Origin of the sequence: Flavivirga amylovorans (genome assembly GCF_030540875.1) — a bacterium.
Lineage (GTDB): Bacteria > Bacteroidota > Bacteroidia > Flavobacteriales > Flavobacteriaceae > Flavivirga > Flavivirga amylovorans.
In genome coordinates, this window is sequence record NZ_JAUOEM010000005.1 from 44,315 (window position 1) to 70,318 (window position 26,004).

Sequence of the window (26,004 nt, forward strand, 5' to 3'; positions counted from 1 at the left end):
TAAGGTTAAAAGCGAAGCGTTATAAATGTTAAAATGCTAATTTTGAATGGTGAGCAAAAGAATATTCATCCTATTAACTATACTAATGAGTTTATCGCTTATTGGTATTATTTCTATTCAAGCTTATTATATAAATGATTCTGTAGAAAACGAGAAAGAAAGATTCAAGTTTATTGTTTTAGGAGCCCTAAGTAACGTTTCTAATACTATTGAAGATAATGAGTCGGAAAAATATTTTTCAAAATACTTAAGCTTAGACAAGGATAAAAAAGTAGATGAAGAAGCTGTTTCTCAGCTGTTAATTTATCAAAAGAATAACAGTACCAAAGAAATGCTCATTTATAGTAGTAATATTTTTGAAGAAAATTATAAATTATCTTCATCGCTCCTTGACATTGGTTTGGATATAGATAGTATTGGACTTAAGAATATAATAAGTAATTCAAGTGCTGAGATTTATAGTAATTTTGATTTGTCTGAAAAAGACATTTTACAAAGTCCCATTTCAAAAATTATTAGAAGTGGGAGCATGGATGATGCTCAGAGGTTAAGCTTTGAAAAGAGTTTTAAAGAGATTTCTAAAAGAACACCCGTTCATAAAAGAGTTTCTGAGGAAGAAATCCGAAAGTTATTATCTGAAAAGCTTCTAAAAAATGATGTAGATATAGACTTTGAATTTGCAATTTACGACAATGATTTAGCAACAAAGGTTCGCAGTGATGGTTTTGAATATGATATAGAATCTACTTATAGTATACCTATTTTTTACGACGAGAATAACCAAAGCCTTTATAAGCTTTTGGTCAATTTCCCTGATGATAGAAAGTTTATTTTATCATCAATTTTAGGAATGATATTACTGTCGATAGTTTTTACTTCTATTATAATAATAGCGTATTCAAGTGCGTTGTATCAACTTTTGAAACAACGAAAAATATCTGAAATAAAAACAGATTTTATTAATAATATGACCCATGAGTTTAAAACACCTATTGCCACTATAAATTTAGCATTAGATGCCATTAAAAACCCAAAAGTTATAAACGATAAAGATAGAGTTGTACGATATCTTACCATGATAAAGGAAGAAAATAAACGTATGCATGCTCAAGTTGAAAATGTACTAAGGATATCTAAATTAGAGAAAAACGAACTTAATATTAGTAAAGATAGGGTGGATTTACATAATTTAGCTGATGATGCTATTACTCATGTAAAACTATTAGTAGAAGATAGACAAGGCTATATAAAAACATTTTTTAAAGCAGATAAATCTTCGATTTTAGCTAATGAAACTCATTTTACCAATGTGATTGTAAACATTCTGGATAATGCTATTAAATATTCTCCAGATGCACCAAAAATTGAAGTATCTACAGAAAATATAGGTACAAATATTTTATTAAAAGTAAAAGATTATGGTAGTGGTATGAGTAAAACTGCTGCTAAAAGAGTGTTTGAAAAATTTTATAGAGAACACACAGGAAATATTCATAACGTAAAAGGTCACGGTTTAGGTTTAGCCTATGTTAAACGTATTGTAGAAGATCATCAAGGTTATGTTTCTGTAGAAAGTGAAAAAGAAAAAGGAAGCACATTTACGATAAAGCTTCCACTAATATCATAAATTATGGAAGATCAAAAGAAGAGAATTTTATTAGTAGAAGACGACCCTAATTTCGGAACCGTTCTTAAAGATTATTTAATGATGAATGATTATGAGGTGACTCATGCTAAAAATGGAATGGAAGGATTCGAAAAATTCAAAAAAGATGATTTCGATTTATGTATTTTAGATGTTATGATGCCTTATAAAGATGGCTTTACATTAGCTAAAGAAATAAGAGAAAAAAATACAGATGTTCCAATTATTTTCTTGACAGCAAAAACGATGAAAGAAGATGTTTTAAGAGGTTATAAAGTAGGAGCAGACGATTATCTAAATAAGCCTTTTGATAGTGAAGTGCTATTAATGAAAATTAAAGCAATAATACAACGCAAGGCAACCGAAACTATTTCTGATAGCAAACAATTTGAATTTAAAATTGGAGGGTTCGATTTAAATTCTAAATTACGTTTCTTACGCTTTAATGGGGGTGAACCTGTAAAGTTATCGCCTAAAGAAAATGAATTACTACGCTTGTTGGCTTTACATGAAAACGATTTAATGCCACGTGAATTGGCTCTTACTAAAATATGGCGTGATGATAATTATTTTACATCTCGTAGTATGGATGTTTACATAGCCAAGCTACGTAAGTATTTAAAACTTGATGAAAAAGTAGAAATACTAAATATACATGGAGAAGGCTTTAGATTAGTAATAAATACTTAGAAAAATACTCTTTGATCATATAATTCAATCCAGCTTTTAGCTGGATTTTTTGTTTAATATTTCTCGAAGTCATCTACAGCGAAGGTGTTTTGATACAAGGTTTCAGTTTCATTAATTGATTCATTCTCTGAAGAATCATAATCAATTAATATTTTCCAAAGACCATTCTCCTTCCTTAAGATAACATGAAATTTACCATAATATATTTTTTGATTTTCTGTCCTTGGGTTCATAGTAAATTTATAGACACCTCGTTCTGAGGCCATACCATCTTTACAGATTCGTTCTGAAAATCTAAAAGAAATAGTTTGGCTTAAAACAGGATTGCTCCAACGACTCTTATAACCTTCTAGGTATGCTTCTTTATTTCTAATAGATTTGTAATCTCCTCCATTAACTCGAATTAAGTCTTTGCTATGCAAGCTTTCGAATAATTCATAATTTAAGGTTTCGAAAGATTTGGAGAAATTATTCCAAATTTGAGAATTAATTTCTTTTAAATCATTAATGTTTTGTGAAGTAGCCATATTACTGCATAGGAGTAACAGGCTAATAATATAAGTTGATAATCGGTTCATTTTAGTCTTTTTGAGAGCTAAAAGGTACGAAAAATATTATATATTATTAATGAGCCAATTTTTAAACTCATGAAAATTCTGAGGAGCAACACCATGGCCTACAGGAAATTCAGAGTATTGATGCTTTATATTAAGGCTATTTAAAAAAGGAGCGGTTTGTCGTGCCCAATCAACAGGAATCACTTGATCGACACTTCCATGAGAACAATAAAAACTCAAATGCGAGTAATCTTTAGCGGAATCTTGCGGTATAATTTCTTTATAAACATAACCACTTAAAGCTATGATGTTTTTAACTTTTTCAGGATAGGTTAAAGCAACAGCATAACTTAAAATACTTCCTTGGCTAAACCCTAAAAGTGATACATTGTCTTTATTAACAGGATACGCTTCTATGGCTTCATCAATAAATCTGGAAATTAAATCGCGAGACTGTACAGCTTGCTCTTTATCATTCCACTTGCCTTTACCAGCATCAAAGTTAATAGCATACCAAGCATTGCCATATGGTTGCATTGGGTATGGTGCTTTTACTGAAATAATAAAAAGGTCTTCAGGTAATTCACTGGCAAACGAAAATAAATCGTTTTCATCACTACCGTAACCATGCATCATGATTAATAATGGCGCATTTTCGGTTAATGAAGATTTGCGTATTATATGATGTAATGAAAGTGTATTGTTAGTCATTTATTTACCAAGATTTGTAAACAATTTTTGATATAAGGCTCCAAGAAGTGGAACCATTTGTGCTTTTTTTCCAACGGCATTTATAAAGCCATAAATAAAAAGCACTGAAAAAAACAGATAAAAACCTAAAGAGATTGTCCAACTATCAAAGATTCCAATAATATATCCAAGAGCGAAAAATGTAAGCCATAAACCAAGCGCCTGTCTTATATGAAAACTAGCAAACTCACTTTTGTTTTCATTGTTTAAGTAGAAGGCAATAATGGTTCCAAATATTGTTAAATAACTTATTATAGCATTTGTCTTTCCTTTTTCAATGTCTTGCTCTGTCATTATTGTTTATTGATTTAATGAAATTTTATTATTTGAGATAATACCATAAACTTTTCCTTTTAAAGTGGCATTCTCAAAAATGGTATTTTTTGATTTGGAAATGATATCACTTTTAGAAAAGACGTATGTCTCGTCTGGATTAAAAAGGGTGATATTTACTTTGTTTCCAATATTAATAGGTGTTTGTTCTAAGCCAAATCTTATTTTTCCTTTGGTTAAGACATCAATAGTCTTTTTAATGGTAAAAACAGTTTGTAGAGCTCCAAAAGCACTTTCCAGTCCTATGGTTCCATATTCAGCATGATCAAATTCCACCTTTTTTTGTTCAACATCAATAGGATTGTGGTCACTTGTAACCATATCTATAGTGCCATCTTTTACGGCTTCAATCAAAGCGTTCACATCGTCTTGAGTACGTAGTGGAGGCAATACCTTAAAGTGTGTATTGAAATCTGTTAATACAGCATCAGTAAAGCATAAATTATGTATGGCCACACTACAAGTAACGTCTAGTTTTTTCTTTTTAGCCTCCCTTATAAGAGTAACAGAAGTTGCTGTGGAAATAGTTGGAATATGTAGTTTTCCGCCCGTATATTCTAATAAAAATAAATCACGAGCTATTTGTAATTCTTCAGCTAAAGCAGGATTCCCTTTTAAACCAAGGGTCGTACTCGTTATATTCTCGTTCATAACACCATGTCCGGAAATTTTACTTTCTTGTGGAAACGAATATACCAGCCCATCAAAATTACTAGCGTATTGTAAAGCAATTTTCATAAGATTAGGATTTGAAATAGGCTTTTTATAATCATAAAAAGCGACAGCACCTGCAGACTTCATATCATAAAGCTCTGCTAAATCTTCACCTTTGCTGCCTACAGTAAGTGATCCGATTGGTAATAACGTAACAGCGTTATTTTGCGATTTTGCATTAATAAAAGTGATATCTGAATTAGAATCTAAAACAGGATTCGTATTTGCATTTAGGGCAACAGCTGTAAAACCACCAGAAGCAGCGGTTTTTAATCCGTTTTTTATGGTTTCACGTTCTTCGTATCCAGGTTCACCAAAACATACACTACTATCAAACCAACCTTGAGAAATATGTAAATTCTCTAACTTAACTTCTTGATAATTATTCTTGTTTTTAATGCTGTTAGCAACTTTTACAATCACACCATTTTCAATTAATACATCTTGAGTTGTGTTGTGAAACTCGCTTTTTGGATCTATTATGGTGGCAGATTTTATAAGTATGTTCATTTAAAGTATTTTAAGATGCCCATTTCAATAATCAATAATGCTAGTGCAAAAATAACAAACCATTTCCACAAGGCATTAACTTTTGTTTCACTTTTTAGAATGTTAAAGATATCGGTAATTGAACCACTAACCGTTATGTTTTTTGAAGTTGAAAGATTTCTATAGGTTAAATTACTTTCATCTCTGTTATAATTATAACTAATATTTTTGATGCTTTCGTTTTTATTTTTTATTGTATAGGTGTTAGCTATCGATGGATTTTTAGACGTGTTAATGACCACTTTGTTATTAAAATATTGCTGTCTTGGAATGATATTAATGTCATTTTTCACTAACGATAAAATATCATCTTGTTGCAATTGTGTGTCTACATCAAAAGTGTTTTCTTGTCCAATAGTATAATACAGGTTTGGTGTTTTAAGACTTTGTTTTCCTATATTATAAAGTGTTGGTACAATTAAAGGAGAGTTTGTGAAATTTGAATTTTCACTATTTAAAGCTGCCGTAAATACAAATGCATTATTGTTTTGATATAAAAAAGATTTGCCATCTTCAAATTGTAAAATGGGAGCATTTGTAGATGAAGTACTATAAAAGGTTTTCACTTTTGGGTATTGAAAATTACTTACTCGTTTTTCAAACACACCATTACTATATAGCGGATGTGAATAATTAATAGTAGTAATGCGTTTTTCGGTAAAAAGTAAGTCATTAAAATTTGAACCGTAGTTTACTAATAATTGATTGTAAGATTGTTTATTTATGTTTTTTGAAGGAATAACAATTAAAGTTCCTCCTTGCTTTGTGAATTGCTCTAATGTTGCTACTAATGCATTAGGAATGACATCTAATTCATTTAAAATTATAAGATGCTGTTGATCAATAATATTATAATCTAATTGATTTTCTAAAGTTGCTGTATAATTAAATTCATCATTAGTATAAATACGTTTTAAAAAAGAATCGGTTATTGTATTTATAGAAAGCACATTAGCCTTTGAGCCATTATTAATATTGAAATATAAACTATTGTCAAACTGTAAATTAACATCGTTGATAGAAATTACCCCATTAATGACCTCATTCACAGGAATCGAAAATGTGGTTTCTGCATAATCTTCAATAGCTACCGATGTTTTTGCAATTAAGTTATTATTACTGAATAATGAAACTGGTAAATTTTCAATGGAGTTTCCACTATTTTTTATAAGAGTTTTTAATTCTATAGAAGATGCTGTTCTTTTAGAAATGTAAACACTATCAATAGTAATGTTATTAACATTTATAGGCTGTAGCTTTACTAAATGAAGGTTTGTAAGCGAGTCTACCTTTGGATTAAATATAGATGCATCCTGTTGAAAATCAGAAATAAAAATAAGGTTTTTTAAAGTGTTTTTTTGTTTACTAAATAGGGTCTTGCTTTTTAATAAAGCTGCTTCAGCTGTTAGTTTGGTTGAAGAATAGCTTAATTGTAGTAAATCGTTTTTAAGGGCTTTTATCGTTGTGTTTTTATATGTATTGTCATTAGTCATTAACGATACATTTTCATTTTCATCTACATTACTAATAATATCCTGAATAGCACGTTTTAAAAGTTCTCCTTGATTTCCTTTAGTTTGTAAACTAAAGGAATTATCTAAATAAATAACGGTTTCTTTTTTAGTTTTAAATACGTCAGATTTAGATGTAAATGGTTGCGCAAATGCAAAAACAATAGCTGCAAGAAGCAACAATCTTGTACAGAGAATTAACCATTTTTTTATTTGAGAACTTTTACGAGTTTGTAATGTCGCTTCTTTTAAAAAGGCCACATTAGTAAAAGCAACTTTTTGAAATTTTCGTAATTGAAAAAGGTGAACAATTATGGGAATAAGCAGTAAAAATAAAGCGTAAAGAAGTTCTGGGTGTTTAAACTGCATTCATTTTTATGATTTATCAAAACTACATATTTTTTTTCATTTTTTAATAAAAGATTAAAATGAAACTCTCGCGATTTATCTATTTTATGAATTTAACGATATAATGATATTAGGATAAAACCTTTTGGATTTACCATTGCCTGTTCTTATAGAAAAAAGGATGGGAAGAATAATATTTATACCATTGAAAACTAAAAAAACGAAGATTAACATTTGCCAAGTACCTATTCCTAATGAATTTACATGTAGAATTTTTAAAATTAAGAATATTTATTCCGATTTTTTTAAGCTAATCATGATTAATTTAGTATTATTTGCTGCCAAAATCACTCATGAAATCGTCTTTTTGATAACGATATTTTTACGACATTTTGTCTGATGGTTAATTTTATTGGTATTAGCAGAAGAAAACATAATCGTAGATATTCTTCATGCCTAAGCTATTCATATAATTTTTAATGTCTGTTTGTGCATCTTTATTAGCTACAGTAATGATACTTTGTGGATTCTTAATGGCTTTTAAAGTCTTAAAAGGCTTTAATATGGTGCCATAAATATCTCTTCCTATTTTTTTTGGATTATCACAAATCCACTCAAAAGGAATTCCTTTTTTAATAAGTGTTTTAGCAACTGTTTTGCCTTTGTTTCCAGCACCCCAAACAATAAGTGATTTTTCAGGATTATAGTCTAATTCTAAAAAGTAATATAATTTTATGTCGATAAAATGATTTTCGGCATAATGTTCATGAGTTCTTGAAGTCCGCGAACTATAGTCTCTCCAGTCATGAATAACAGTATCACAAGGAATACATTTATAATTGTGTTTATAAAACCTAAACGCTAAATCGTAATCTTCGGGATATCTATTTGGATTAAAAGCATCACAAGCCATTAAATCATCCCTATGAATCATCCAGCAAGGAGAAGGTATAACACATTCTTTATAAATTTCAGAATAATTATTACCTGTTTTAGTTAAGTTATTCAACCATATTTCATAGTTTTTGTAACCTTCTTTGATCCCTTCATCGCAAAAATAATTAACCAAACCAGTAGCTACATGTTGTTTTCCATGGTTTAATAAATGGTTTACTAATATGTTTAATTTGTTAGAATGCATAATATCATCACTATCCATTCTAGTAATAAATGTTCCTTTACTATGCTTAAAAGCTAATCGTAACGCATCAATAATACCAGTCCCTTTATTTTTTAAAAGTGTTATTCTGTCTTCATTTTTTGCAAATTTTTCAACGATACTAATACTAGAATCTGAAGAAGAATCATCAACTATAAGTAGTTCCCAATTAACATACGTTTGATTTAATATAGAAACTAAACAAGCTTCTATATAGGCTTCTGTATTTTTAAAAGGTATAAGTATACTAACTAAAGGGGTTTGCATAAGACGAATATAATTTATCTTTTTAACATAACCTTAAGAATAGAGCCCGTAACATAGTAGTATTTTTGTGCGTCAATTAGAAAACTAAATTTAATTAGATGAATACTAAGACATTTGCTGCATTATTTGCAGGTATTTTACTAGCTGGTTGTAGTTCTACAAAGAATACAAAAAATGATTTAGCAACAAGTTTGCCAATAGCGACTTCAATAAATCTAGCGAGTATCGATAACGATAAAGCACCAGTAACTATTAATCCTGGGCGTTTTACACAGGAAACTGTAACATATCGTTTACCAAAAGTGATACAAGGTACTTATTCGGTAAGTGATTTTGGTAAGTATGTTGATGACTTTAAAGCTATTGATTATGATGGTAATGAGATGCCAGTAAATAAAGTAGATACTAATACGTGGACTATTAGTAATGCTAAGAAATTAGATAAAATTACTTATTTAGTTAATGATACTTACGATATAGAAGTTAAAGGAGGTATAGGAAAAGAAACTCCTTTTTCACCTTCAGGAACAAATATAGAAGCAGATAATTATGTTTTAAATTTACATGGATTTATTGGATACTTTGATTCGTTAAAAAACAACCAATACAAATTGGATGTTACTGCTTCTGCAGATTTTGTACGGACTTCTGCACTACAAAATGTAGGGACTAAAACTAGTGAAGATGGAAAAAATATAACAACAAGCTATTTTGCTACCAGATATTTTGAAATTACCGATAACCCTATGATGTATGGTAATTTAGACGTTGAAGAATTTCAAGTAGGAGATATAAAAATTGTATTAAGTGTATATTCACCCAATAAAATTCATTCGGCTAAATCTTTAAAGGAAACTATCTTTAAAATGATGCAAGCTCAAAAAACGTATTTAGGAGATGTAAATACGACACCTCGCTATGATATTTATTTGTATTTGTCTGAAGGTAAAGAAGACTCTCCAAAAGGATTTGGAGCATTAGAACATCATACATCTACGGTAGTAGTGATGCCAGAATCAATGCCAAAAGAAGCCTTGGAAGAAAGCATGATAGATGTAGTTTCTCATGAGTTTTTTCATATAGTAACGCCGTTAAGTGTACATTCTGAAGATGTACATTATTTTGATTATAATAACCCAACATTTTCAAAACATTTATGGATGTATGAAGGTGTTACCGAGTATTTTGCAACGTTATTTCAAGTAAATCAAGGTCTTGTTGAGGAAGCTGAATTTTATAATAAAATTATGGATAAAATTCAACAATCAAAAGCATTGAATGATGCTATGAGTTTTACAATAATGAGTGAGAATATTTTAAAAGACCCTTATAAAGACCAATATTTAAACGTGTATCAAAAAGGAGCATTAATTGGTATGTGTATTGACATATTAATGCGTGAAGAGAGTCATGGGAATAGGGGGATTTTATCTTTAATGAAAGAGTTATCAAATAAGTATGGAAAAAACAAACCGTTTGAAGATGATAAACTTATAGATGAAATAGTAGCTATGACTTACCCTTCATTAAAAGAGTTTTTTGATACGCACGTTGTTGGAGATACTCCAATAAATTATAATGATTTTCTAGCAAAGGCAGGTTTAGAGTTTGGAGACGCTAAAATAAAAGCTAATTACATATTAATGGATGGAGCTCCTATAGTGAGTGGAGACCCAGAAAGAGGTGTTATCTTTTTTACAGATATGGTCTTAAAAAATAGTTTTTGGGTAGAACAAGGAGCACAAGCTAATGATGTTATTAAGTCTATTGATGGAGAAGCTTTAACATTTCAAAATGCGAATGAAATATTACAAAATGTTTTTATGTGGAAACCAGGAAAAGATGTTGAAGTAAAATTAGAAAGAGCAGGGGAAGAAATCGTTATAAAAACAACAACAACACAATCGTATACTATGGGTAAGGCGATAATAGAAAAGAGCGATGCTACAGAAGCTCAAAAGGTATTGAGAAAGGCTTGGTTAAAAGGATAATCTGTTTTAGACAGACAACATTTATATTAACGATTGACAAACTACAAGTTTGTCAATCGTTTTTTTATGATAACCCAAGAACTTTACTTTCATAATAGGCTGATTTTTTATAAAAAGCAGGCAACAGAGAATGTTAAAATCCTTCAAAAACACCTAATCCGAACAGCGCAAAATCATATTTAACAGGATCGGTTTTATCCAGTTTTCTTAAAGCTGTATCTAATTCTAACAAGGCTTTTGCATCGTTTTGTTTACGCTGCAATAATCCTAATTTTCTGGCAACATTACCAGAATGCACATCTAAAGGGCATGATAACTCTGATGGAGCAAGTGTTTTCCAGATACCGAAATCGACTCCAGTATTATCATGTCTAACCATCCAGCGTAAAAACATATTAATGCGTTTGGCAGCAGAGTTCTTTAAAGGATCGCTTATATGCTTTTGTGTTCTTTGTAAATGTTCAATTTCAAAGAATGTAGACTTAAATTTTGAGATCGCTACTTGCAATGATTCTGTTTTTACATGCTTTGAAAAAATAGATTCTAATCCTCCATGGTTTTCGTAAATATGTTTGAGTGATTTTACAAACTGGATACTATCATAACCATTAAAAGTTCTATGTACAAAAGGAATTAGTTTTTCTAAATCAGTTTCTGAATGATTTAAAACAAAGTCATAAGGAGAATTATCTAACAAATCCATTAACCGCATAGCGTTATTAATGATACTTTTTCTGTTTCCCCAGGCTATAGTAGCGGTTAAAAAACCTGAAATCTCAATGTCTTCTTTTTTGTTGAATTGATGAGGAATTTGTATTGGGTCGCTTTCAATAAATTTAGGATTGTTATATTGAATGACTTTAGCATCTAAAAAGTCTTTGAGATCTTTTTTATTCAAAATTATTTTTTTTCAAAAGTAAGTATTCTTGCTGAGTACTAATTTGTTTATTTTTTCAATATTGTACGCAACTTTATAGAAATAAAATCATCTAATTAAAGGTGAATTTTACATGTTAAATGTTGATTTATAGTGATTTATGTGTTTTAGCAATAAGGTTGTGTCATTCCGAACGAGGTACGAGGAGGAATCTCATTAAATTGAGATATCTCGTCGCTCATTCTTCGCTCTGTAGATATGACAAAATACTGATTTTCAATTAATTAATTGCTATTTATTTCTTGGAATTTATGTTGAACTCACCTTTAGTTAATTAAGAAGAAAATAAAGGCATTGTTAGTCTTAGACTAAAATTCTCCCATCCACCATAGTTAATTTTCTATCGGCCAGATCTGCTAATTCTTTATTATGAGTGACAATTACAAAAGTTTGCCCGAATTCATCACGTAATTTAAAAAATAAACTATGCAACATTTCGGCAGACTCGCTATCTAAATTACCAGAAGGTTCATCTGCAAAAATTAAATCAGGATTATTTATTAATGCTCTTGCTACGGCTACGCGTTGTTGCTCACCACCAGATAATTCGTTTGGTTTATGATCATAGCGATGCGATAAACCTAAAAAATCTAAAAGCTCCATGGCTCGTTTTTCTGCATCAGCTTTTTTAGTACCTTTTATAAAAGCAGGTAAGCATACATTTTCTAAAGCTGTAAATTCAGGAAGTAATTGATGAAACTGAAATATAAAACCTATATGTTCATTTCTAAACTTAGCTAGCTTTTTATCACTAAGGTCGCTAATATTAGTATCATTTATGTTTAATTCAGATTGACCATTTGAGGAAGCAGAGTCTAAAGTTCCTAGAATTTGTAATAATGTTGTTTTCCCAGCTCCGGATGCTCCGACAATAGAAACGATTTCACTTTTTTTAATATTAATGTCAACACCTTTTAATACGTGCAAATCATTATAATATTTATGAATATTTTTTGCTTGAATCATTTTGACTAATTGGAACGATGAAAATACTACTTTATAGATTTATTAGCAACGATTTAGCTATTACTTTTATTTTTAAACGCATTTTTTTGGGTATTATAATCTATAAAATAAATAAAACGAAGTAAAAAAATATGTTCAATGTGCTGATTTAATAACAAGTTAAGACTCGAAAAGTAGGAATCTTTTGAACCTGTATTTTTATTAAATAATTGATGTCGATAAAGTGCAATAATGTGACTTCCAGTAGCAAATTGACATGAATGCCTAGGGTCTAAACTCCAAGTGTTGAATTTAATGTTTTGTTAAAGGTCATTATTATCCAAAATTATAACCAGGATCTGTAGTTAATTTGATGATTGACGAAAATAAGAGTAATAAGTTTTATTTTGTTTATAAAATTACTTTTGAGAACTTTTAATTCTAATCATTAAAAGTTAAAATTTGCTTAACTTTAAAAATTATGTTTTTTTGTTTAAACTAAGAAAGATACTAAACCGATATGCCATATAAGAAATTTGAAGAGTATAACATACAAGTTACAGATGATGTTAAAAATAGATATAAAAATATTATTAAAGACTTAGGAGAAGATACTAAGCGGGATGGATTATTAAAGACTCCCGAACGTGCAGCGAAAGCCATGCAGTTTTTAACACAAGGGTATCATCAAGATCCTGTTGATATACTTAAAAGTGCTATGTTTAAAGAGTCTTACAATGAAATGGTTATTGTAAAAGATATCGAGTTGTATTCTCTTTGCGAACATCATATTTTACCTTTTTTCGGAAAAGTTCATATAGCATATATTCCTAATGGACAAATTGTAGGATTAAGTAAGTTGCCAAGGGTTGTAGATGTTTTTGCAAGACGCTTACAAGTACAAGAGCGTTTAACAGAACAAATATTAGATTGTATAAATGGTACTTTAAAACCCCAAGGTGTGGCTGTCGTTATTGAAGCTTCTCATATGTGTATGATGATGCGTGGTGTTCAAAAACAAAACTCTATTACAACAACCTCAGGGTTTAGAGGGCAATTTGAAAAAATCGAAACTAGAAACGAATTTTTAAAGTTGATAGGCAAGTAGTCTTAGTGGCTGGATTTGGTATGCTTCTTGCGTATCTTATTATATTAATATTATTTAATGAACAAATACAAAAAATTAGTTTTTAGCATTGTTTTAGATGCCGTTGGATGCCTCTCATTTTTAATTCCTGGAATTGGTGAATTTTCAGATATTGTTTGGGCCCCTTTATCTGGTTACATTATGACTAGGCTATACAAAGGGAACGCTGGTAAAATTGCTGGAGTTATAGCTTTTACAGAAGAGGCTTTACCCGGTTTAGATGTGGTGCCAACATTTACACTTATGTGGTTATATACCCATGTTTTTAAAAAGAAAGAGGGTATTGATATTAGAGAGGTTTAAAAAGAGGGATTTGTATTGTTAATGTCGTACCGCTTTTAATTTTAGATATAATCATTAGTTTACCTTTAAGTTTCGCTATTCTGGATTCTATATTTAATAAGCCAATACCATTATTTTTATTTTTTTGTTTTGAATTAAAACCAATGCCATCGTCTATAATATCCAAATGCAGATTATTTGAATTTATAGAGAAATTAATAATAATTTTACTTGCCTTAGCATGTTTGATGACATTATGAATGGCTTCCTGAATGACTCGATATAAGTTTACCTTTATATAGTCATTAATATCTTCCCAAAAAACTTCACAGTTTTGAATAATCTCATATTCAAAAACATGTAGGCTACTCTGATTAAGCATATAGTCATTGAGAATGGAAACAAAATCTTTATCAGCATCTAATTGCGTGTTTTTTAATTCATGAGAAAGATCTCTTATCTCTCTTTCAATAGATTGAATTTCATTAATATAAAAACTATATTTTTTTTTGATCTGGTCTTCTTTATCCATGGATAAAAACTCTAAGCCCAATCGAGAGCCTGAGAGCTTATTTAAAATGCCATCATGTAACTCTTCAGAAATACGATGACGTTCCAGAAGTCGTCCTTCCTCAACTTTAGCCTGTTGTCTTAGCATTAAAGTATAAATCTCTTCATTGGCTTTTTGTTGTTCACCTTCAAAAAGTAATATTTTGTTTTTGGTAACTTGTACTCTTATAATAAGAATGAGAACAAAAATTAATATGATAATAAGTCCAATAATAACTATTAAGACATTTTGATTGGTTAAGCGTTTGGTTTCATCAATATAATTGTCTGTTTCGTATTGTATTCTGGCGAATTTGTTTCTAGAGGCACGTTCTACATTAAGAAGGCTATCATTAAGTTTTATATGTTCGTATAGATATTGTTTTCCTATTTCACCTTCCTCTATTTTTGAAAGCATTAATAAAGCTCTGGAAACTTCAGAATAATTTTTAATATCCTTACCAATTTTATACGACTTTTTAGAAAGTATAAGAGCCGAATCTTTTTTATTAATAACATGGTAAAACTCAGCCATATCATTGCCGCCAGCAGCGATTTCATATAAAGCATTTAAGCTGTCATTAATTTTATAAGCTTCGCTAAAAAGAGATTCAATATATCTTATATTGTTATTTTTGGCTAGAAATAGAGTGTATGCTTTATTATTAATTATTGCAGCATATGCTAACGGGTCTTTTTTTAATAAATTTTTGTCTTTGAGTAATTCCTCGTGAATTGATAAAGCTTTTTTATAATCCTTTTTTTTACTATATACTTCTGCCAAATTAATTTTAGCATATAAATAGTTTTCTTCCTTTTTAATATATCCATTAATTTCATAATCATCAGATAATTTATTATTAATCAATAAAGCTTTATCATAGTATTCAATTGATTTGTCATATGATTTTTGATTTTTAGAGTTGAGACCAATTATATTATATAAACTAGCTAAATGGTAATATTTTTTATTATTATCTGGAAGTGATTTTGATAGATTGATAGCTTTAATTAATGTTTTTTCACTACTTGTATAATCGCGTATATCGCTTTGAAGACAAGCTATATTATTTAGTTCCCAAATGGCACTACCCGTTTTATTTAACTTTTTGTATTGACTAAATGATTTATTATAATAATAAAAAGCACTATCTTTTTGCTTGCCTATTAGAGAATAGCAGTATGCCAGTTGAGAAGATGTATAAGCTATACTTACTGAATCATTTATTTTATGAGCAAGTTTTAAATTTTCACGATTTAGTTTTATAGAAATACCATAATTATTTTTCAATAAATTAACAAATGCTATTCTTTCGTTTGATAAAAGAATGGTTGAGTCTATCTTAGTTTTATAAGATAGGTCACTTGCCAGTTTTGCATATCTAAGCCTATTATCAAGTTCTATGGATTCATTTTTAGACAATTTTCGTAACCTTTGAATACTATCTAACATCACATCAAAATCATCGTTTTGTGCTCTTATACTAAACGTAGCGAGAAGACATGCTATAAAAAGGTAATATTTATTCAATATGAATATGTTTGTTAAAAAACATGCAAAGATAAGATTTTTTCTACATTGTAAAGTAACTTAGCTTCAAACTAATATTTCTTTCTATATTAAATATACCTTAGTTGAAAGGTTTTGCCAAGATTTGATATCATTACCACATTTGTCTTAATGTATTTATATACCATTTATGTTAGCAAAGTGGCAATAATAATAAACGCCCCGATTTTATTAAAATCGAGGCGTTTATTATTACTTAACCTTTATTATTTATTTAACAATAATAGGGAAGATAGCTTGTACATCTGTTTCTCCGCCTGCATTAGTTATATCACCATCGCTAACACCGCTAGCACTTTTATTAGGTTCATGGCGTAGTGTAATAGTAATCGTTCCCGAACCAGGAGTTGCCGAAGTTGTTAGTGTAAATTCTAACCCTAACGGGTTACTATTACTATCAAAATCAACATAAGTAAAGGTCGCTAGACTATTTGTAGCTTGAAAGAAAAATTGGTGTTCTTCATCCAACTCTTTAATTTCCTCAGTAATATCCTCAGCTGGAGATTCGGTTTCGTTTAATATTTCCATACTTCCATTATATGTAGTATCGGCAAGTAAATCTCCAGATACTGTAAACACAGGAGGATTAGGCCCGTCTTTGCCATCTAAATCTAGGCTTTTAAAAGTTATCGTAGTGCCTCCTCCAACAGGAACTAAGGTTGCTGTTAAAGTTGTGATGACCTCTTCCTGAATGACAACTTCAGGATTATCATCATCTGAACATCCAGTAAGTATAAAAGTTGATAATAAGATTAAAAATGCACTTTTTAAATTATTTTTTAATGTATTCATGTTTTATTTTTTAATAATTAAACTTTACTTGTAACATAATATTTCTTCCTAAATCATCGGCAAAATATCTTAATCGGTTAAGATATTCTCTGTAAGAAGTATTAAAAATGTTAGTAATATTTAAACCTATATTCAGGTTTGTTTGTTTTGATATATTTAGAGTTATATCACTCTGAAAATGCAATAAATGATAGGTTGGTGGCGGCGAACTAATATCCAATAAGACCTCACTATCTATTGTGGGGATATAAACATCAAAGTTGTTATCTGGAAACTCATTTTGTCTTAAAACTAATTCACTTTGTAATTCAGTATGAAGCTGTAACCATTTTTTATTTGAATAACCTAAAATATTAACTGTTTTGAATGATGGCATATCAATCAAAGCTTGTTTTTTTGTTAAATCTCTTCCTTTTATAAAGGAAGATTTATTATTAAACAACCAGTGTTCGTTGATCTTATAATTAGCAGTAACATCCAAACCCAATAACGAGGCATTCGTTTGATTATAACTCCAAACAGGAAATGCACCACGAATGGTTAACTCGGTTCCCGTTGGTTCTATAAAAATATAATCGCTAATATGATTGTAAAATGCTTCAAGGTTTATTGATAATGCATGTCTGTTATATGTATATGTTCCAGAAATTCTGTTTGATGTTTCTTGCTTCATCCGTAGATCACCCAACTCAATCCTAGCGGCAGAATGATGTAAGCCATCACTAAATAACTCTGAAGGATTTGGCGCTCTATTGGATAATCCATAGTTAAACATAAATGAATCATTATCATTAATTTTATAAGCTATTCCAGCTGAAGCTGATATGTTATGATAATCGAACACAGGATTGGTAAGCAATTGAGTTCCTAAATCATCAATAACAATATTACTGAAATCTGTATCATAATTTCGTTCTTCCCAACGACTTGTTAGGTAGAATTTTTTAGCGTCTATACGACTAAAATCATAACGAAGCCCAAAATTTAAATTGGTTTTGTCACTTAATCTAAAATCTGAAATAGCAAACGCCCCAGCATCATATTTATCGTAATCAGGAATCAAGCGCCTAACGCCGGTCTCAGGATTTGCAAAATTGTTTTGATACCCTACATTCAGTCCAAATTTATAAGTTCTATCGCTTTTAGAATCAACTTTTAAATTTGTTCTAATGGTGTGTGTTTTTAAAGTTAAGTCAATTGCAGGTTTATCTCTATCATCCCCAACTCGAATATCATACTCAAAACGTTGATTATTTTGAAAATCATATTGTACTTGTAAACGTCCAAACTTTTTAAACCGTTTATAAAAATCGGCTTTAATAATTTGATGTGTAACATCTTGTCGTGGTGCTTCGATAGTATAGCTAAAATCTTCAACCACTAATGGTTGTTGACTATTAATTGCATTTACCAAATCTTCAATGCTCCCAATATGTGATGATTTTAATATTGCTATATCATTATTCAAATAACTGTAATAGACATTGAAACCTCGTTCAAAGGTTTTATAACCCGATTTAACCGAAAACCCTTTTGAGTTTAATCCAGTATTAGTAAGGTTGTAATCTGGTGCTTCAAAATCACCAAAACGTTTCATAGTTGCCTGCGCACCGATATACCACCCTTTTTTGTAGGTTTTTGTTAATGAGGAATTCAAGCTAAAACCTCTACCATTAGTATGACCACTAATGATTGTTTTTCCGTAAAGCGAATCTTTTAAACTAATATTTGAAGGGTTCAAAATAATAACACCACCAATAGCATCTCCACCGTAAGCCAGAGCATCGGCTCCTTTAATGACATTAACACTTCCTGCAGTGTTTAGATCAATATTTGGAGCGTGTTCAATACCCCACTCTTGATCTTGCAAACGAACACCATTCGTCATCACTATTATTCTACTGCTGTGCAAACCATTAATAACAGGTTTTACAATTGAATTGCCTGTATTTATAGAAGATACACCACTAATTTGTCTTAATGCATCGCCTAAGCTAAAAGCACTAAAACGTTCAATAGCATCCGTTTTTAACAGTGTTTCTTGCGATGTTTTAGTTAATTTAATTGTTTTCCCCTCAACTTTAACTTCGTTGAGTTCTTCTATATGATGTTCTAAATTTATAACATAAAAAGAATCACCACTAATTTGAATGTCTAATCGTTTTGTTTCACAACCCAAATGCGATACTGAGACGATTAATTTTCCATCACAGAGGTTTGCGATAGAAAATTTCCCATCGATATCTGTAGTCGTATATTTGTCTAGTGTTTCAATGTAAATGGTAGCTGCTATAATAGGCGAACCATCATGAAAATCATGAACTTCTCCATAAAATCTGGAGTCACAGTTTTGACTATGAACTATGTTGATGAAACAACAAGCCACAATCAATATATAATATTTCATTATTATAAATATATTTAGTTTAAAGAAATGTACACTTTAAACTAAAACAGGTGGCCCTCGAAGAGAAAAAGATAATTGCCGATGATTATTAAGAAATTTGTATATTAATATTGGAATTTTAAAATAAGATGAAATATTTATAATATCATCATATTCAAATAAATGTAAATATTGGTTACTTAGTTTAAATTTATAAAACTCACAATCTAAATCTATTTCGTGTAAGTGTGTCTTTGCTTCCCCTAAACAAACTTCATGTTCATGGTGGGAGAAAACATGCGCAAATTTAACAACAGTAGGCACTAGAAGGGTAACAACCAACAGAAAGGTTATTATTTTAAATACCGTATGTTGTTTTATTTGATACACTAATCTAAAAAACGTTTTAAACCTATTCTACGAAGCATTTTCTTTTCGAAGTTCCAAAAAAACTTGTATTGTCCAAAAAGCCATCCAAAGAATACCAACATAAATTGGTACATGATGAATAATAAAAGAATTCGGATGGTCCAATATCCAAAACTTCCAAATACTTCAGTTGTAATGTTTAAGAAGCTTAAAATAGGCTTGCCTATATAGGAAGCTGTAGATCCAGTAACCGCAAATACAACCAAAATAATGATGATTTGCCAATTATGTTCAATGCCCCAACGTTCTTTTAATTTTTTCACAGCTAGAATTTAAGTGCAAAAGTAAATAAAAAGACTTTAAATTCTAGGAACAAATCCAGCTAATCGTTGGTTATATGTTAACTGAAAATAAATAAAGTAGTTATAGAGCTTATAATTAACTTCATATCCATAATCTATACCAGATTGATAATCGATCTGTAGTTCATATAGATTGGGATCAAAGCGCTGTGGTTGTAATACTCTTTGATTCCATTCTGTGACATAAATAAAATTTCTGTTTTGAAGATACTGTTGCGAATAAAAACCTTCAGGTCTAGCTGTTGTTAGTAACCAAGTATTAAAACCAGGTTCTATTATGATGATTTCGTATTCTAATTCGTCGTTAGCAATGGTTACAGTATCACTAACAGCCTCAGCAAGTTCTTTTTCGGATTTGTTTTTTTCAGATGCTATTGGTTTTACTGTATTACAGTTAAAAACAAATACAGATACTAATAATACTAATATGTAAATAACTTTTTTCATAGCTTTCAATGGATTTCTATTTATTAGTCAAAAGTGCTATATATTTTTATGCTACAAAAACCAGAATGAGTAAACTGATAGTCTCATTGAGGAACTAGTTCTTTTTAAATGCTTTTTCTCAACTAAATCTACAAAAAAACATGCTTTAAACGGTTGTTTTTGAGTTGTTTTAACAAAAAAAACGCCAAACTGTAATATTTAGCGTTTTGTGTTTTATTATGACTTTGTTATTTATTTCCCTCCAAAAAGCCCTCCTAGTAAGCCACCAAGACCACTTTTCTTTTTGTCTCCACCTAATACCATACCTGCCACATCATCTATAACACTTCCATCGCCATCGGCATCAAGTATAGATTCTAAGAAACTTTGTTCTTGTTTTTGAGAATTACCGCCAAGTAATCCTCCTAATAGGCTTTCAATACCACTGGAGTTGCTTACGTTTTGTTGTCTACTTTGTTTCCCTAAAACGCCCATTAATATTGGTGCAGCTACTTTTAATATTTGCGCTACAGATCCGGCATCCATACCTGATTTCTGACTTAGAGCATTTTCAACATTTTGTTGTTTGCCTCCTAATACGTGACCTAGTATTTTCCCGCCATCATCTAATACATTAGAATCTACGCCACCTCCAAATAAGCCGCCTAGGTTATCTAAAATACTTCCATCGTGTTTATTATTAAGTGCACTAAGCAGGCCTTCAGCTCCTTGAGGTGTAGCAGAATTACGTTTCATTGCCTGCATTAAAACAGGTAAAGCCATCGTTAAGACACTTCCTGTTTTGCTTTCGTCTTGTCCAGTTTGACCAGCCACACCACTAATAATTGTTTTTCCAAGGTCACTGTTTAATAAGTCTAAAATTCCTGCCATAATGTTTATTGTATTTATTTAATTAAGATTAGTTAGTCTAATTGATTGTTCAATGTACAAAAAAAGTCCTAACTATATGTTAGGACTCAATTATATTGTTTAGGTCACAAAATGTTACTAAATTATTTTAATATACCGATAATTTGTTCTGCTAATTCTGTACCAATTCTATCTTGTGCTTCGTTTGTTGCAGCACCGGTATGCGGTGTTAACGATAAAGCAGGATTCATTAGTAATTGCATTTCTGGTTTTGGTTCTTTTTCAAAAACATCTAAAGCAGCTCTTGCAATTTTTCCGCTAGTAATAGCTTCAACTAGGGCCACTTCATCAACCACACCACCACGGGCTGCGTTAACCAGAATAGCGCCATCTTTCATGATTTCTAATTCGGGTTTGCCAATAACGTAATCGTCTTGTGCCGGAACGTGTAATGTTAAGAAATCTGCTTGCTTTAAAACGTCTTCTTTAGAAATAGTTTTAATGTTGAAATTTAGTTTTTGACCATCAAAAAAGTCTAACTCTAAATTAGCTTCGTCCATAAAAGGGTCGAAAGCAATAACTTTCATACCAGCTCCAATAGCAACCTTTGCTGTCGCTTGACCAATACGTCCAAATCCTAAAACACCTAAAGTTTTTCCTTTTAACTCAGTTCCTTTTGCATAAGCTTTCTTTAGACCTTTAAAGTTAGAATCACCTTCTAAAGGCATGTCTCTATTTGAATTATGTAAAAAACGAGCCAGTCCAAACAAGTGACCAAATACTAATTCTGCAACCGAATGAGAAGATGCGGCAGGCGTATTAATAACACTACGACCTTGTTCTCTGGCATATTCCACATCAATATTATCCATACCAACACCACCACGACCAATAACTTTTAAGTTTGGACAGGCATCAATTAAGTCTTTACGTACAGTAGTTGCACTACGCACTAATAAAACAGTGATGTCTTTTTCGTTAATATAATTAATTAATTGTTCTTGTGCTACGGTTGTCGTGATGACTTCAAAACCACCTTTTTCCAATGCATCAATTCCGCTTTGAGAAATACCGTCGTTTGCTAATACTTTCATTTAATATAACTTTTTTCATTTCCGTGAAAACGGAAATCTTTTAATAATTAAGTTTCAATTTATAAGATTCCCACCTTCGTGGGAATGACAAACTATTTTTAAGCTTTACTTTCTAGTTCACTCATAACTTCAACCAATGCTTTTACGCTATCCAAAGGTAAGGCATTGTACATAGAAGCTCTATAACCACCAACACTTCTATGGCCATTTAAACCATTAATTCCAGCGTCTTTGAGCATGGTCTCAAAAGTTTCTTTTAAGTTTTCGTTTTCTAAAGTAAACGTAGCATTCATATCAGAACGATCTTCTTTAGCTGCAAATCCTTTAAATAATGGATTTAAATCAATTTCAGAATACATTAATCGTGCTTTCTTTTCGTTTTCTTTTTCAATGGCTGAAATACCTCCAAGGTTTTTTAACCACTCCAAAGTTAACATAGAAGTATATACTGCAAATACAGGAGGTGTATTAAACATACTACCTTTACTTATATGGGTTTTATAATCCATCATTGATGGAATTTTTCGAGATACTTTTCCAAGGATATCTTCTTTAATAACGACAAGAGTTGTTCCTGCTGGTCCCATATTTTTCTGTGCACCTGCATAGATTAAATCAAACTGAGAAAAATCTAATGAGCGAGAAAAAATATCACTACTCATATCGCAAACTAAAGGAATATCACATTTTGGAAATGTTTTCATTTGAGTTCCGAAAATAGTATTGTTTGATGTACAATGAAAATAATCGTAATCTGTAGGGATTTCGTAACCTTTAGGAATGTAGTTATAGTTAGCATCTTTTGAAGATCCTACTTCGTATATATCATCATAAATTTTTGCTTCTTTAAGGGCTTTATCTGACCAAGTACCAGAGTTTAAATATCCAGCTCTTTTTTCTAAAAGATTTAAAGCAACCATTAAAAATTGCGTGCTGGCACCACCTTGTAAAAACAATGCTTTGTAACCTTTGCCTTCTAACCCAAGTAATTCCAAAGCTAGTGCTCTGGCTTTTTCCATAATATCTACAAAAGCCTTACTTCTGTGTGAGATTTCAATTAAAGATAAACCGCTGTTATCTAAATCAACGACTGCCTCTGAAGCTTTGAGTAATACTTCTTGAGGTAAAATACATGGGCCTGCACTAAAGTTATGTTTTTTCATTTTCCTATCCCTAACCCTTTCCAAAGGAAAGGGAATTTTATGGGCGAATTTTTAGTTAATATTTATTTTTAACTCCAACCTTCCTTCCCTTTGGGAAGGATTGAGGATGGAATGAAATTTAAGATGCAAAGTTGCTAATTAATTGGGTATTTCCCGTTAAAAATTCAATAATTTTTTTATCGAATTGCTAATAAAAATTCAATAGAATCAACACTATCCGCATAATCCCAAAGTTGAGGTTTTTGAGTGGCTCCAAAAGAGATTTCGTTTTCTGTAAATCCATTAGAGACAATGCATTGAATTTGCTGTGTTTCTATATCTAATTTTTCTTTTAATTGTTTAGTTGAATCATAATATTCATAAAAAACGGTAGCGATTGGAGATGCATAACTTTTGTCTTCTTTTATCATTAAAAAACCATTTTCTAACATATCAAATTCGCTCATTAAATATACTGCTTTATTATAATCATAATTATTAGCATATTTTGCTTTATTAATAATAGGATGCCAATGGTACATAGCTTCGAAAAAGGCATCAAAATTGTAATTTTTTGGAACAAATAGCTTAGATACATTCCTACAACCTAAACCATAATATCTAAAAATGTCTTCAGAGAGTGCTTCCAGTTCTTCTTTAGATTCTTTTCCGTTTAGAACAGCTACCGAATTTCGGTTGTTTCTTATAATGGATGGCTTGCCTTTAAAATAATACTCAAAATAACGTGCTGTGTTGTTGCTTCCTGTTGCTATTACGGCATCAAAGCCTTCTATTTTATCCTCGGTAAACGTTATAGTTCCTTTAAATCCAGGCTCAACAAATTCTAAATACTTTGCTAAATAGGGTAATAAATGTTTATCGTTTGATGATTGTTTTACTAAAACATGATGTCCGGAAATTAGCACCGATAAAAAATCATGAAAGCCAACCAATGGTATATTACCAGCCATAATAATGGCGACTTGTTTAGCATTGGTATTGCTAATCTGATACGATTCTAACCATTTGTTTAGATTGTCTGTGGTTAAAGACTCTGTCCAACCTTCAATTGAAAAACAAATGTTTTCTTGAGTAAACCAACCATTGTTTTCTTCGGCTAATTTTAATTGATGCTTAAAACCATCAAAGAATAAATCGTTGTGTTCAACATTATCCTTTTTTAGAATCACTTCATTAGAAAATTGACTTAAAAAATCTCCTAATTTTACAAAAGCGTTAATTCTTTGTTGTAAATTCATTCTGTATTTGGTTATGAATGGTTTTGGCGTTATTTTTGCAACTGCAAATTTAAGCAAACTCAAGAGAAAAAATGCTATGGCTATTATAATAACAGATGAATGTATAAATTGTGGTGCTTGCGAACCTGAGTGCCCAAATACAGCAATATATGAAGGCGCTGATGATTGGCGTTATAAAGATGGTACCAGTTTAGAAGGTACTGTTGTATTAACTAATGGAAATGAAGTAGATGCTGACGAGGCTCAAGAACCAGTAAGTGATGAGATTTATTACATCGTTCCAGATAAATGTACAGAATGTAAAGGATTTCATGATGAACCCCAATGTGCTGCGGTTTGTCCTGTAGACTGTTGTGTGCCTGATGAAGATGTAGTAGAAACAGAAGAGGAGTTGTTAGCTAAACAACGCTTTATGCACCCGGAAGGATAATATAATCTATTTTAAATTATAAAATAAATCCTGAGCTGAAGCTTGGGATTTTTTTGTTGAGATTATATAAAGGATTATTTTTAACTTTAAAATAAAATAAGGATTACCTTGAAAGAAGCAGCGTTTATTGTTGATCATGATTTAGCTCCTTTTGTGAATTGTATTTATACAGATGAAAATTTTGATGTCAATGGACATACCAATATTCCCTTGTATGCTGATGGTTATCCAGGAATTATGTTTCAGCAAACAGAAAATGGCTTCTTTCTGCTTCCAAAAAATAAAAAATTATCAGAACTCTTCCTTTTTGGTCAAACGCTGGAACCAGTTTCTTTGGACATAAAAGGACCTTATAAATTTGTGATTATTCAGTTGTATCCTTTTGCTTCCAAATATTTATTAGATATAGATCCTAAGGTTTTGAATGATGATTGTTACGATTTGTTACAAATAGATTATATAGATGTTGAAAAATATAGGCAATTATTGATGCAAACGAATAGTCTGGATGAGCAAGTGAAGATTATTTCAAATTTAATGCGCGAGTTGATTAGAACTCATAAAGTTTCAGAAAACGATACCATTGAAAAAGCTATTTCTATAATTATTAATAATAGCGGTCAGATAAAAATAAAAGAACTATTAGATAAAATTTACATGACCGAACGCACATTCGAACGTAATTTTTTAGCCTATATAGGCTTAACACCTAAACAGTTTTCTAAAATAATTCAGTTTCAAAGCTCCATAAATAAATTAACACAATCCACTTATAATTCTTTGCTGGATGTTGGTTATGATAGTGGTTTTTCCGATCAGTCACATTTTATAAGAACCTTTAAGAGCTACACTGGGCAAACACCATCGTATTACCTTAATCATTTATCTAATAGGTGATTTTGTCGGTTTTATTCAATTTTTCGACGTCTC

General features: G+C 30.6%; 25 protein-coding genes. 7 read left to right on the forward strand and 18 right to left on the reverse strand.

Annotated features, from left to right (window positions below):
* The first annotated feature begins 85 nt into the window (after positions 1–85).
* Both Q4Q39_RS14400 and Q4Q39_RS14405 read left to right on the forward strand, forming a co-directional pair.
* The gene (locus Q4Q39_RS14400; RefSeq protein ID WP_303283242.1) at positions 86–1,627 is read left to right on the forward strand and encodes a sensor histidine kinase; all 1,542 of its coding nucleotides are present in this window, start codon (positions 86–88) and stop codon (positions 1,625–1,627) included.
* A gap of 3 nt (positions 1,628–1,630) precedes the next feature.
* Positions 1,631–2,335 carry a response regulator transcription factor gene (locus tag Q4Q39_RS14405; RefSeq protein ID WP_303283243.1) on the forward strand — a complete coding sequence of 235 codons (705 nt, stop codon included), beginning with the start codon at positions 1,631–1,633 and terminating at the stop codon, positions 2,333–2,335.
* A gap of 53 nt (positions 2,336–2,388) precedes the next feature.
* Here the strand turns inward: Q4Q39_RS14405 and Q4Q39_RS14410 are convergent, their stop codons facing one another.
* The 6 genes from Q4Q39_RS14410 to Q4Q39_RS14435 form a co-directional block, all read right to left on the reverse strand.
* The gene (locus tag Q4Q39_RS14410; protein WP_303283244.1) at positions 2,389–2,913 is read right to left on the reverse strand and encodes a nuclear transport factor 2 family protein; all 525 of its coding nucleotides are present in this window, start codon (positions 2,911–2,913) and stop codon (positions 2,389–2,391) included.
* Between the two features lie 36 nt (positions 2,914–2,949).
* Entirely contained in the window at positions 2,950–3,603 is a 654-nt protein-coding gene (locus Q4Q39_RS14415; RefSeq protein ID WP_303283246.1) for an alpha/beta hydrolase, read from the reverse strand.
* Positions 3,604–3,936, reverse strand: a complete 333-nt coding sequence (locus Q4Q39_RS14420) for a hypothetical protein (RefSeq protein WP_303283248.1) — start codon at positions 3,934–3,936, stop codon at positions 3,604–3,606.
* A 6-nt stretch (positions 3,937–3,942) separates the two neighbouring features.
* On the reverse strand, positions 3,943–5,199 hold the full coding sequence (locus Q4Q39_RS14425; RefSeq protein WP_303283250.1) for a dihydroorotase: 1,257 nt from the start codon (positions 5,197–5,199) through the stop codon (positions 3,943–3,945).
* Positions 5,196–7,118, reverse strand: a complete 1,923-nt coding sequence (locus Q4Q39_RS14430) for a BatA domain-containing protein (protein WP_303283252.1) — start codon at positions 7,116–7,118, stop codon at positions 5,196–5,198. Before Q4Q39_RS14430 ends, Q4Q39_RS14425 begins: the two co-directional genes overlap by 4 nt.
* Positions 7,119–7,515: 397 nt before the next feature.
* Positions 7,516–8,523, reverse strand: a complete 1,008-nt coding sequence (locus tag Q4Q39_RS14435; RefSeq protein ID WP_303283254.1) for a glycosyltransferase family 2 protein — start codon at positions 8,521–8,523, stop codon at positions 7,516–7,518.
* A gap of 98 nt (positions 8,524–8,621) precedes the next feature.
* Between Q4Q39_RS14435 and Q4Q39_RS14440 the strand changes: the two genes are divergently transcribed.
* The gene (locus Q4Q39_RS14440; RefSeq protein ID WP_303283256.1) at positions 8,622–10,514 is read left to right on the forward strand and encodes a M61 family metallopeptidase; all 1,893 of its coding nucleotides are present in this window, start codon (positions 8,622–8,624) and stop codon (positions 10,512–10,514) included.
* A 133-nt stretch (positions 10,515–10,647) separates the two neighbouring features.
* On the opposite strand, the gene Q4Q39_RS14445 is transcribed toward Q4Q39_RS14440, so the two are convergent.
* The 3 genes from Q4Q39_RS14445 to Q4Q39_RS20635 form a co-directional block, all read right to left on the reverse strand.
* Entirely contained in the window at positions 10,648–11,412 is a 765-nt protein-coding gene (locus Q4Q39_RS14445) for a TIGR02757 family protein (RefSeq protein ID WP_303283258.1), read from the reverse strand.
* Positions 11,413–11,754: 342 nt separating this feature from the next.
* Positions 11,755–12,417, reverse strand: coding sequence for an ABC transporter ATP-binding protein (locus tag Q4Q39_RS14450; RefSeq protein WP_303283259.1), 663 nt, complete (start codon positions 12,415–12,417; stop codon positions 11,755–11,757).
* Between the two features lie 53 nt (positions 12,418–12,470).
* Positions 12,471–12,713: a DUF5916 domain-containing protein gene (locus Q4Q39_RS20635; RefSeq protein ID WP_367892719.1), complete on the reverse strand. Its 243-nt coding sequence runs from the start codon at positions 12,711–12,713 to the stop codon at positions 12,471–12,473.
* 203 nt (positions 12,714–12,916) lie between these two features.
* Here Q4Q39_RS20635 and folE point away from each other — a divergent pair, with 203 nt between their 5' ends.
* Together folE and Q4Q39_RS14460 are read left to right on the forward strand one after the other, a co-directional pair.
* Positions 12,917–13,504, forward strand: coding sequence for a GTP cyclohydrolase I FolE (folE, locus tag Q4Q39_RS14455; protein ID WP_303283260.1), 588 nt, complete (start codon positions 12,917–12,919; stop codon positions 13,502–13,504).
* 57 nt (positions 13,505–13,561) lie between these two features.
* Positions 13,562–13,846 (forward strand): hypothetical protein, encoded by a 285-nt coding sequence (locus tag Q4Q39_RS14460; RefSeq protein ID WP_303283261.1) that lies wholly within the window; start codon positions 13,562–13,564, stop codon positions 13,844–13,846.
* Here the strand turns inward: Q4Q39_RS14460 and Q4Q39_RS14465 are convergent.
* The 9 genes from Q4Q39_RS14465 to Q4Q39_RS14505 form a co-directional block, all read right to left on the reverse strand.
* Complete coding sequence (locus tag Q4Q39_RS14465; protein ID WP_303283262.1) at positions 13,833–15,905, reverse strand: tetratricopeptide repeat-containing sensor histidine kinase; 2,073 nt, start codon at positions 15,903–15,905, stop codon at positions 13,833–13,835. The two genes, Q4Q39_RS14460 and Q4Q39_RS14465, sit on opposite strands and share 14 nt — an antisense overlap.
* A gap of 249 nt (positions 15,906–16,154) precedes the next feature.
* Positions 16,155–16,736, reverse strand: a complete 582-nt coding sequence (locus tag Q4Q39_RS14470) for a type 1 periplasmic binding fold superfamily protein (protein WP_303283263.1) — start codon at positions 16,734–16,736, stop codon at positions 16,155–16,157.
* Between the two features lie 10 nt (positions 16,737–16,746).
* Positions 16,747–19,143 carry a TonB-dependent receptor gene (locus tag Q4Q39_RS14475; protein WP_303283264.1) on the reverse strand — a complete coding sequence of 799 codons (2,397 nt, stop codon included), beginning with the start codon at positions 19,141–19,143 and terminating at the stop codon, positions 16,747–16,749.
* Positions 19,144–19,511: 368 nt separating this feature from the next.
* Positions 19,512–19,814: a DUF6787 family protein gene (locus tag Q4Q39_RS14480; protein WP_303283265.1), complete on the reverse strand. Its 303-nt coding sequence runs from the start codon at positions 19,812–19,814 to the stop codon at positions 19,512–19,514.
* 36 nt (positions 19,815–19,850) lie between these two features.
* Positions 19,851–20,300: a DUF6146 family protein gene (locus Q4Q39_RS14485; protein WP_303283266.1), complete on the reverse strand. Its 450-nt coding sequence runs from the start codon at positions 20,298–20,300 to the stop codon at positions 19,851–19,853.
* 231 nt (positions 20,301–20,531) lie between these two features.
* The gene (locus Q4Q39_RS14490) at positions 20,532–21,170 is read right to left on the reverse strand and encodes a DUF937 domain-containing protein (RefSeq protein ID WP_303283267.1); all 639 of its coding nucleotides are present in this window, start codon (positions 21,168–21,170) and stop codon (positions 20,532–20,534) included.
* Between the two features lie 122 nt (positions 21,171–21,292).
* Complete coding sequence (locus tag Q4Q39_RS14495) at positions 21,293–22,243, reverse strand: D-2-hydroxyacid dehydrogenase (protein WP_303283268.1); 951 nt, start codon at positions 22,241–22,243, stop codon at positions 21,293–21,295.
* A 98-nt stretch (positions 22,244–22,341) separates the two neighbouring features.
* The gene (serC, locus tag Q4Q39_RS14500) at positions 22,342–23,406 is read right to left on the reverse strand and encodes a 3-phosphoserine/phosphohydroxythreonine transaminase (protein WP_303283269.1); all 1,065 of its coding nucleotides are present in this window, start codon (positions 23,404–23,406) and stop codon (positions 22,342–22,344) included.
* A gap of 176 nt (positions 23,407–23,582) precedes the next feature.
* A complete protein-coding gene (locus Q4Q39_RS14505; protein WP_303283270.1) occupies positions 23,583–24,644 on the reverse strand; it encodes an acyl-CoA reductase in 1,062 nt (353 codons plus the stop codon).
* Between the two features lie 76 nt (positions 24,645–24,720).
* Between Q4Q39_RS14505 and Q4Q39_RS14510 the strand changes: the two genes are divergently transcribed.
* Positions 24,721–25,074 (forward strand): 4Fe-4S dicluster domain-containing protein, encoded by a 354-nt coding sequence (locus Q4Q39_RS14510; protein WP_169676376.1) that lies wholly within the window; start codon positions 24,721–24,723, stop codon positions 25,072–25,074.
* A gap of 108 nt (positions 25,075–25,182) precedes the next feature.
* The gene (locus tag Q4Q39_RS14515) at positions 25,183–25,971 is read left to right on the forward strand and encodes a helix-turn-helix domain-containing protein (protein ID WP_303283271.1); all 789 of its coding nucleotides are present in this window, start codon (positions 25,183–25,185) and stop codon (positions 25,969–25,971) included.
* Positions 25,972–26,004 lie beyond the last annotated feature (33 nt).